We start from the raw sequence: 8030 nt of genomic DNA, 5'->3' as shown, positions 1-8030 counted from the left end.
CTGCAGTTCCTCGCGGAAGCCATACTTCTCGACATAGGGGTCGAGGTCTTCGAGCAGCCCTGCGGAGTCGAGCTCAACGCCCCAACCAGCGGCGAACACGCCCATGTCGATGGAGTTGGTGCCGGTCGTCCAATCGTTCTGGATCTTCGGGAATATTTCCGCGAAGGGCACTTCGTTGACGACGATCTTGGCACCCGTCTCCTTCTCGAACACCGCGCCACGCTCCTTGAGCGGTCCCGCGATCACCGGGCCGGGCCGGGTCAGAATGTTGACGGTGACGCCGTCAAATTCACCGGCATTCGCAGTTGCAGCAACTCCCATTGCGGCGAACGCCGCTACCATGGAGATAGTCGCCATTTTCATGAGTTTCATGTGGAATTCCCTCCCGTTTAAGTTCGCTTTGCTGTCGAGCGGTAACTGGACTTTTGCCAGTTTGTTACGAACTGTAACCAAGTTTTCACGTCACGCAAGAGCAAAACGAAACCAGAATTCGAGCAGACACGCCTCGCCGCAACGCCTGCGCCGCCCTCGAGATCGCCGGCATTGCAGGACAGGTCAGTGACCGCAAGCTGGCCTGACGATCGACGAGCAGGACTGTCGCATTATGGCGCGATGTTCCGATAGAAGAGGGCGAATTGGCCGGCGCTCAGTTCCACCAGCCCTTGTGGTCCTTCCTGGGCTGCCTGAGCACGCCGTCGCCGGGTTTCGGCGGTTCGATCTCCATTAGGTAGCGCTGCACGGGGCTCATTCGGTTGTAGAGTTCGGGCGTCAGGTAATCGAGTTGGAGAAGTTGCTGCGGCAAGTCGCGCCGCGTGTAGGTGAGATGAAGCATGCGCCGCGGCTTGTCTGACGTCTTCAGCGTACCGCTGTGCCACATCGAGGAATTACATATGATGACGGAGCCGGCGGGCGCTTCGACGAGCACCTCGCCAGGATAGGGCGCCGAGAGGTCAGCTGGTACTCGTACCGCATCCTCGGGCGACAGAGGCTCCGGCTCCCAATCGCCGATGTTCACATAGGGCACGTTGATGGGCGCCCACCACTGGGAGCCCGGCACGATGCGCGTCGGGCCGTTGTCGCGCGTCATGTCGTCGAACATGACCATGGAGTTCACGACCCACCAGTCATCGACGAATCTCTTCGGGACGTCCACATGCATATCCTGCTGGCCATGGCCCTTCACAGGATCGCGCACATTGGCGCCATGCACCTTGATCTCGCCCAGCGCATGGGCCGACATCGCGAGAACCTCCGGAATCCACAGGCACTTGTCGAAGGCATCGGTCTTGTTGAAGATGTTCGAGAGGCGCCGGGCGCCCGGCTCCACATGCACCTCGTGACCGCCCTTTTCGCTCTCGGCAGCGTGGATCCGCTCGAAGGCATCCCGCATCGCCTGGCAGTCCGCCGCGGTCAGCACGCTTTCCACGATGATGTAACCCAATTCATCGAATTGGCGAAGTTGGTCCGCGCTGAGCGTGTCCGGCTTCACGCCGAGTTCCCACAATGCCTGCCTGGTGTACATCATTCTCTCCCTAGTGAACGCATTCTGCGTTGCGTCGCCGCTAATCGTGTAGCTAAACGATTAGGGCATGGCAAGTGCTTCGCCGGCGCGTTCGCTCAGGACGGCCCGCCTGCAAGGTTCCGGCCCAGAAAGCGGTGCACTGCGGCAGCGAGCAGCACGCCGGGTATAACCATGAAGACGGCGGCAGCGGCGAGGTGGGCAAGTTCTTCCACCTCCCCGCCCGCCTGGGCCTCCTTCATGGAGAGTTGTCCCACCATCCAAGGTGACAGCGTCTGCGCGTGATCGAACGTGAGGTAAGCCGCGAACAGATATTCGTTCCAGCACAGCAAGAAGAGAAAGAGCCCCGTTACGACAAGTGGCCGCAGCAACATGGGCAACAGGATTTCGAAGAAAATTGCAAGGTGAGAGGCTCCGTCCAGCCGTGCCGCCTCCTCCTGATCGGTGGCGCGCTGGCCAAATGCCGGTACCAACAGCCAAAGGGCGACCGGGAGGTTCACCGCCGCATAGACGCCAACAAGTAGGCTCCGCGAGTCAAGCAGGCCCGCTTGACCGGCAAGGATATAGACGGGCAATGCGATGACCACCGGGGGCACGACACGCACGGACAGCAGCGCCGCCATCAATCCATATGGGCTCAATCGCGAGCCCACGCGTCCCGTGGGTGGAAGGCGTGTCAAGCCATAGATGGCGAGCCCCGCGAATATCAGGCTTGTCATCGCTGCTGTGATACCGATGAAGAGAGAGTTGACGAAACTTGGCAGGAGGGTCTCCGCAGGATCGGCCAGGATGAAGCGCCAGGACGCGAGCGTGGGGGTGAAATCCCCAAAGGGAATATAGCGCGGTGCAGCACCGAGAACGGCCACCGGCTTGATAGAGGCAATTGCCAGCCAGTACAGCGGGAACCCACACATGATCGCCCATGAGCAGAGGGCCAGATATGTGGCGATCCGGCCGGCAGTCAGGCGTTGGCGGTCAATCCGCACAGCTAGTGACCTCGCAGCAGCTCTCGGCCGCCAGACCATGTTAGCGGCGTTCTCCATTTCCACCATCACAAACATGCGTTTGAATTGACCTTCCTGACTGAAATGGACTTACAATGGTCGGTGCGGGTCAGAATCAGGGCGCAGACGAGCATGGACGGGTTTGATTTCATCGTCATCGGCGGCGGTTCGGCGGGCTGCACCATTGCCGCGAGGCTGAGCGAGGACCCGGACGTCCAGGTCTTGCTGCTCGAGGCCGGTGGCAGCGACAAGGGCATGCTGTTCCAGATTCCCGCTGGCTTCGCGAAGATGACGAAGGGGGTGGCAAGCTGGGGCTGGTCGACGGTGCCCCAGAAGCACATGAACAACCGCGTATTGTGGTACACGCAAGCAAAGATACTGGGCGGAGGCTCAGCCATTAACGCGCAGATCTACACGCGCGGCAATGCCGACGACTATGATGCGTGGGAGCGCGACCATGGCTGCCACGGCTGGAACTACCGCACGCTGCTGCCGTACTTCAAACGCGCCGAAGGCAACCAGCGCTTCGTCAACGAGTTCCATGGCGCCGATGGTCCACTGGGCGTTTCCATGCCGGTCGCAGCCCTCCCGATCGCCGATTCCTTCATCAAGGCGGCCCAGCAATATGGCATCCCCTACAATCCGGATTTCAATGGCTCAAGGCAGGAAGGAGCCGGCTTCTATCAGCTCACGCAGCGCGATGGCAGGCGCTCCTCCACCTCGTCCGCCTATCTGGCGCCAGCTGCTGGACGGAAGAACCTCACTGTCCGCATGGGCGTCCAGGTGGCGCGCATCGTGGTGGAAAAATCACGCGCTGTCGGCGTCGAAATCATGTCAGCGGGCGGACGCGAAGTGCTGCGCGCCGAACACGAGGTCATTCTCACCTCGGGTGCCATCGGCTCTCCCAAACTGATGCTGCAGTCAGGGATCGGACCGGCCGATGAGATCAGGGCCGTGGGCGTGGCGCCCGTGCACGACCTGCCGGGTGTGGGCAGGAACCTTCACGATCATCTCGATCTCTTCACCATCGCCGAGTGTTCGGGGCCTTACAGCTATGATGCTTACGCCAAGCCACACCTCACACTGTGGGCAGGCCTCCAGTATCTGCTGTTCAAACGCGGGCCGGCAGCCTCGAGCCTGTTTGAAACGGGGGCGTTCTGGTACTCGGACAAATCCGCATCGCTCCCCGACATCCAGTTGCACTTTGGCCTCGGCTCAGGGATCGAGGCAGGCGTTGCCAAGATGCCGAATGGCGGCATCACGCTCAACGCCGCATACATGCGCCCCAAGTCGCGCGGCAGCGTCCGGTTGCGGAGCGCCGATCCCGCCGACGCTCCGCTCATCGACCCCAATTACTGGCAGGAGCCGGAAGACCTCAGACGCGGCATCATGGGCGTTCGCATCGCGCGAGACATCCTCCGCCAGCCTGCACTCCAACCTTTTCTCGCGGGCGAGCGCGTTCCGGGGCCCCACATCAATACGGACCAGGAGCTGTTCGAGCATCTGAGCCAAAATGCCAAGACGCAGCACCACCCCGTGGGAACCTGCAAGATGGGGACGGACGAGATGGCCGTCGTGGCGCCAGACCTGAGAGTCAGGGGGCTGGATGGACTTCGCATCTGCGATTCTTCCATCATGCCGCACATCAATTCATCTAACACCAACGCCCCTACAATCATGATCGGAGAAAGAGCTGCCGACATCATCAAGGGAAACCGGCTTTAGAACACCAAACGCGTCTCTCCAGGAGTGCACGCAAATTGACCGGCTGCACTTTCCAACCTACTATCTTCCAGTTTTCGAGGGACCAACCGTGGACGAAGCCAAATACGGCATCCGTGACAGGCGAGGCGACTGGACCCCGAACAGGCCGATCACCTATGGGCCGGCGCTGGCATGGCCGCCGCAGCCAAAGGCACTCGTCAAGTGGCTGTTCGGCTTTCCGGGCTATTTCCTTCCATGGAATGTAGCCTATGCAGCATTGGCCATCGCGATCTGGACATGGCTCACGCCATCGCTCGAGCATTTCAAGCACATCACGCTCACCTGGGCAGGCGTCGTCCTCTTGCGCAATGGCGTCTTGGCCATCTGCATCTATGGTGCGTGGCACATGTGGCTCTATGTCTGGCGCAAACAGGGCAACGCCTTCAAATACAACGGTCAATGGCCCAAGGACAGGGCCGAGGGATTCCTGTTTGGCCATCAGACCTATGACAACATGTTTTATACGCTGGTCAGTGGTGTGCCGATCTGGACGGCCTACGAGGTGTTGTTGTTTTGGGCATATGCCAATGGCATAGCCCCGTTCATCGGCTTCGCGGAACACCCGATCGGCTTCGTGGCCGTGTTCTTTCTCGTGCCTCTCATCCATGAGGTGGGCTTCTATTTCGCCCATCGCCTTCTGCACTATTCATTTCTGTATGAAGCCGCCCACAAGCTGCATCACCGCAACGTAAGCCCCGGGCCATGGTCGGGACTCTCCATGCACCCGATCGAACATCTCATCTATTTCTCAACGATTCTCCTGTTCTTCGTAATTCCGGCCCACCCGATACACATGATCAATCTAGCCTCCCGGCTGGGGCTGGCGCCGGCCCAGGGTCACACGGGCTTCGACCGTCTGGCCGTAGGTGACGAAGTGACCATGGATGTGTCCTATTTCGCGCACTATCTGCACCACAAGTACTTCGAGGTGAATTATGCCGATGGCATGATTCCCCTCGATAAATGGTTTGGTTCATTTCACGATGGAACGCCAAAGTCCCACGAGGCCATGAGGGCGCGGCGCATGCGGCGCACGAGCTGACATGTGGGATGTCGTCTCTCTGGGCGATCTGTTTGTCGATCTTGTTCCGCATTCGAGAGTGGATGGTCAGTGGCTCTATGCGCCCAGTCCTGGCGGTGCGCCGGGCAATGTGGCGGCCGGACTCGCCAAGCTGGATCACAAGGTCATCATGGTCAGCCGGGTGGGTGCCGATGCCTTCGGCAGGCTCCTGATTGAAGCCTTGAGCGGATATGGCGTCGATGTATCGGGCATCATCCAGTCTCCTACGGAGCGCGCGGGGCTATCCATCGTGACGCTAGATGAGTCGGGTGATCGCAGTTTCATGTTCTATCACGACAGACCGGCCGACCAGCACATCCGTGCTGAGGACATCAAGGTGGAGTGGCTGGTCCAATCGAAGATCCTGCATGTTGGCATCCTGCCCCTGGCATCGCCTACCTCCGCTGCAGCCCAACGCCGGGCGATGGATTTGGCTGATGCCAATGGGCTTCCCATCTCCTGCGACGTCAACTTCCGGCCTTCACTCTGGCACCGGGAAGAAGACATGCTGGCGGCCGGCCGAGAGGTGATCAGCCGTTCCGCGATCGTGAAAGTCAGCGAGGAGGAATTGCAGAGCGTGACGGGGAAGGATGACCTCGATGCCGGCATCCAGGCCATTTGGCATGAGCGGCTCGAATTCTTCTCCATTACGCGTGGCGCCAGGGGTGCAACACTCTATACACCCAATGGCACATATGACTGTGCGGGATTCAAAGTCGGCGCAATCGATACGACTGGATCCGGTGATGCCTATACTGCAGCCGTGCTCTCAGGCGTGCTCAATGGGATTGACCCGCAGCGGTTGCTCGACATGGCCTGTGCCGCCGGCGGACTGACAGCTACCAGGAAAGGCGCCATGAAAAGCCTGCCCACGACGGCGGAGTTAGCCGCATTTGTCGAAAGCGCTGGCTCGACGTGAAGTCGGCCTAGGTCACGTATTTTGGATTGGGAATGCAGACCGAAACTTCATTTTCTGCAATCACCAGTGTTCGCATGCCCTTGGCAGCGATCTCATCATAGTCATGCCCCGCGTCCTGACCGCAGCACCAGGTGAACACCAGCGGTGTCTTTCCGGTATTGACCGAGCGGTGCGCCCAATCGGGCGGTATGAAAGCACAAATACCCGGCTTCATCGCCACTTCGCGCGTCTGGCCGTCACGCGACTGAAGCACCAGCATTCCCTCGCCAGACTGCGTATAGTAAATCTCCCCCCTGTCACGCCGCGCATGATAATGACCACGTGTCATGAAATACTCATCGCCCACCCGCCCAGGCATCATGGTTGTGGTGCCAAAGAAGATATCCGAATTCTCGGCGCGATATTCCACCACCCTGTAGGTCACAAGGTCGCCCGCCATGCCGAGCAGCGCGTCAAACGCCTTCTGATCGCGGTAGATACCCCGGAACTCACTCAGGCGCTTTGTGTATTCTCCGGTGTTCGGAGTTACCGCGCCAGTCAGCGGGTCAATGGCAACACCTTCGGGTAACATTCTCCGGCCTTTCTTGTCATTCAGTTGGACACGGCACAGGTCACGAATGATGTAGCAGGCGATACACGCACCACTCAAGCCAAGGCCTTCGCATGCACCGTCATGAGTTATGAGAGGATTCACCTTGCGTCAAGGCCGCAAGCGGTTGAAACTTTGCCCGTACCTCGAGGATTGTCCAATGACTGTTAACGCCAACACCGGAAAGTGGCTGAACGAGCCGACGACATGGACCCGCAATGGGAATGAACTTGCGTTCGTAACCGACCTCAAAACAGATTTCTGGCGAAACACCTACTATGGCTTTGCTCGCGACAGTGGCCATTTTCTGGGCTTTGAGGCTGGGAGCAGCTTCACCGCAACGGTGAGGGTGGTTGGAAACTTCCAAAGCCTCTATGATCAGGCTGGCCTCATGATCCGGATTGATGAAACACGATGGGTCAAGACAGGCGTTGAACTGAGCGATGGCGAACTGTTTCTGTCAACGGTCGTCACCAATGGCAATTCAGATTGGTCGGTTGCCAAGCCATTCAGTGAATTGGATGACTTCCATCTGCGCGTAACCGTGAATAACGGCGCGATGAGAATTCAGGCGTCGAGGACGGGCAAGCATTGGCCACTCGTGCGCTTGGCGCCGTTTCCAGTTTCAAACACCTGTCTGGTTGGCCCCATGGCGTGCACACCAGAGAGAGCGGGATTGAGTGTGGCATTTTCCGATTTCTCGATCGGTCCTGCTATCACCACCGATCTCCATGATTTGAGCTGAGGTCACCGTGTTGGGACGGCCTGATCGATCCAGATGACCACATCGACCTCGCTAGCCGAGAGCGCTCAGGAGGCGATTTTCACATCGCTACCATCTCGGATGGACCGTGCCCAGGCATCAAGTACCGTGGCATTGTTGATAGATTCCTGTGGCGAGAGCGGCGGCGGCGCTTCATTCAAGACGGCATCTCCAAATTGCTGAACCGCGTGCCGGTGAATTGCTGGCCTGAGGCTATTTCAGCCAGCGACTTTCCACAACGGCCGCGAGCCGGATGTGGCTGCTTGTGGTAGTATCCGCAGAAACCGATTGAAAGCCGGAGGCTTGAATGGCGACTGATGACCGATCTGTACTCCGCGACCGCACTGGCCGCTTCCAGCCCGGCACAGCCACGCCGAACCCGGGCGGGCGGCCAAAGGTGCCCGAGGAATTG

General features: G+C 59.3%; 8 protein-coding genes. 4 read left to right on the top strand and 4 right to left on the bottom strand.

Translation table 11 applies throughout. From position 1 onward, the window contains the following. The 3 genes from WCJ41_RS18760 to WCJ41_RS18750 all read right to left on the bottom strand — a co-directional run. On the bottom strand, positions 1-372 hold a 372-nt coding region (locus tag WCJ41_RS18760; protein WP_336907365.1), incomplete at its 3' end, for an extracellular solute-binding protein. A 274-nt stretch (positions 373-646) separates the two neighbouring features. Beyond that, entirely contained in the window at positions 647-1525 is an 879-nt protein-coding gene (locus WCJ41_RS18755) for a phytanoyl-CoA dioxygenase family protein (RefSeq protein WP_336907364.1), read from the bottom strand. Positions 1526-1617: 92 nt separating this feature from the next. Beyond that, positions 1618-2580 (bottom strand): carbohydrate ABC transporter permease, encoded by a 963-nt coding sequence (locus WCJ41_RS18750; RefSeq protein ID WP_336907363.1) that lies wholly within the window; start codon positions 2578-2580, stop codon positions 1618-1620. Between the two features lie 75 nt (positions 2581-2655). Between WCJ41_RS18750 and WCJ41_RS18745 the strand changes: the two genes are divergently transcribed. The 3 genes from WCJ41_RS18745 to WCJ41_RS18735 all read left to right on the top strand — a co-directional run bounded on the left by WCJ41_RS18745 (position 2656) and on the right by WCJ41_RS18735 (position 6266). Continuing rightward, on the top strand, positions 2656-4248 hold the full coding sequence (locus WCJ41_RS18745; RefSeq protein ID WP_336907362.1) for a GMC family oxidoreductase N-terminal domain-containing protein: 1593 nt from the start codon (positions 2656-2658) through the stop codon (positions 4246-4248). 88 nt (positions 4249-4336) lie between these two features. Further along, complete coding sequence (locus WCJ41_RS18740; protein ID WP_336907361.1) at positions 4337-5329, top strand: sterol desaturase family protein; 993 nt, start codon at positions 4337-4339, stop codon at positions 5327-5329. Position 5330: 1 nt separating this feature from the next. After that, on the top strand, positions 5331-6266 hold the full coding sequence (locus WCJ41_RS18735; protein ID WP_336907360.1) for a carbohydrate kinase: 936 nt from the start codon (positions 5331-5333) through the stop codon (positions 6264-6266). Between the two features lie 7 nt (positions 6267-6273). Here the strand turns inward: WCJ41_RS18735 and WCJ41_RS18730 are convergent, their stop codons facing one another. After that, positions 6274-6837, bottom strand: coding sequence for a glucose-6-phosphate isomerase family protein (locus WCJ41_RS18730; RefSeq protein ID WP_336907359.1), 564 nt, complete (start codon positions 6835-6837; stop codon positions 6274-6276). A gap of 178 nt (positions 6838-7015) precedes the next feature. Here WCJ41_RS18730 and WCJ41_RS18725 point away from each other — a divergent pair, with 178 nt between their 5' ends. Next, entirely contained in the window at positions 7016-7600 is a 585-nt protein-coding gene (locus WCJ41_RS18725; protein WP_336907358.1) for a DUF1349 domain-containing protein, read from the top strand. Positions 7601-8030 lie beyond the last annotated feature (430 nt).

Origin of the sequence: Aestuariivirga sp., from assembly GCF_037139295.1 — a bacterium.
Taxonomy (GTDB): Bacteria; Pseudomonadota; Alphaproteobacteria; order Rhizobiales; family Aestuariivirgaceae; genus Aestuariivirga.
This window is presented reverse-complemented; position numbering and strand designations above follow the sequence as displayed.

Excerpts from the sequence above, each read along its gene's own strand:
- WCJ41_RS18725 (WP_336907358.1), top strand. The coding sequence starts at position 7,016 with ATGACTGTTAACGCCAACACCGGAAAGTGGCTGAACGAGCCGACGACA.
- WCJ41_RS18730 (WP_336907359.1), bottom strand. The coding sequence starts at position 6,837 with ATGTTACCCGAAGGTGTTGCCATTGACCCGCTGACTGGCGCGGTAACT.
- WCJ41_RS18745 (WP_336907362.1), top strand. The coding sequence starts at position 2,656 with ATGGACGGGTTTGATTTCATCGTCATCGGCGGCGGTTCGGCGGGCTGC.
- WCJ41_RS18755 (WP_336907364.1), bottom strand. The coding sequence starts at position 1,525 with ATGATGTACACCAGGCAGGCATTGTGGGAACTCGGCGTGAAGCCGGAC.
- WCJ41_RS18750 (WP_336907363.1), bottom strand. The coding sequence starts at position 2,580 with ATGTTTGTGATGGTGGAAATGGAGAACGCCGCTAACATGGTCTGGCGG.
- WCJ41_RS18735 (WP_336907360.1), top strand. The coding sequence starts at position 5,331 with ATGTGGGATGTCGTCTCTCTGGGCGATCTGTTTGTCGATCTTGTTCCG.